We start from the raw sequence: 962 nt of genomic DNA on the forward strand, positions 1-962 counted from the left end.
TTTATTGAGTTAGTCATTTAGTTTCCGTATCTTATAGCTTTAAAACATTGATATATGGATAATTTTGAAGGTCAAGATATACTAAACTTTATAAAAGAACTACCAAATGATGAAGCCTGTAAAGCTTATTTATCAAAAATAAAATGGCAGGATGGTTTTAAATGTAGTAAATGTGGACATACAAAAGGTTGTGAAAAAGCTGGATATAATTATCACTGTTATGCTTGCCATCATGTAGAAAGTGCTACTGCAAATACACTTTTTCATAAAGTTAAATTTGGATTGCAAAAAGCGTTTTGTGTTGCTTTTGAAATGAGTACAAATAGTAAAAGTACTTCAAGTATTCAAATGGGTAAACGCTTTAGTATTCGTCAAGGAACTGCATGGTATTTTATGCAAAAAGTTCGTAAAGCAATGAAAAGTAGTCAAAAATATCCTCTAGAAACCTTAATTCATGTTGATGAGTTTACTGTTGGAGGAAAAGAAGAAGGAAAACAAGGTAGGAGTTACGATACAAAAAAGAAAAAAGCCGTAATTGCAGTAGAATTAACAGATAACAATAAGGTGAAAAGAGTTTACATTAAATCTATAAACGACTATTCTGCAAAATCATTAACACCAATTTTTGAAGAACACATAAGTAAATCTGCTAAAATAATAACAGATAAATGGAGAGGATATGAACCTTTGAAAGAAGTTTATAACATTGAGCAAATCTATAGTAATAATGGTGCTAACTTTAAACAATTACATGTCATGATTATGCAAGTTAAGTCTTGGCTTAGAGCAATACCAACTCATGTAAGTAAATGGCATATTCAAGCTTATTTTGATGAATTTTGTTTTAGAATTAATAGATCTCAATTTCAGAAAAGTATATTTCATAAAACAATTGAAAGAATGGTAGTTGCCAAACCAGTTTATCAAAATCAAATAAAACAGAAGCTAAACGTATAACTCAA

General features: G+C 29.0%; 1 protein-coding gene. It reads left to right on the forward strand.

Annotation, left to right across the window (positions count from 1 at the left end; all coding sequences use genetic code 11):
• Positions 1-54: 54 nt before the first annotated feature.
• On the forward strand, positions 55-957 hold the full coding sequence (locus M4I21_RS18475; RefSeq protein WP_165734421.1) for an IS1595 family transposase: 903 nt from the start codon (positions 55-57) through the stop codon (positions 955-957).
• Positions 958-962 lie beyond the last annotated feature (5 nt).

The sequence above is a fragment of the Cellulophaga sp. 20_2_10 genome, assembly GCF_023476645.1.
Taxonomy (GTDB): Bacteria; Bacteroidota; Bacteroidia; order Flavobacteriales; family Flavobacteriaceae; genus Cellulophaga.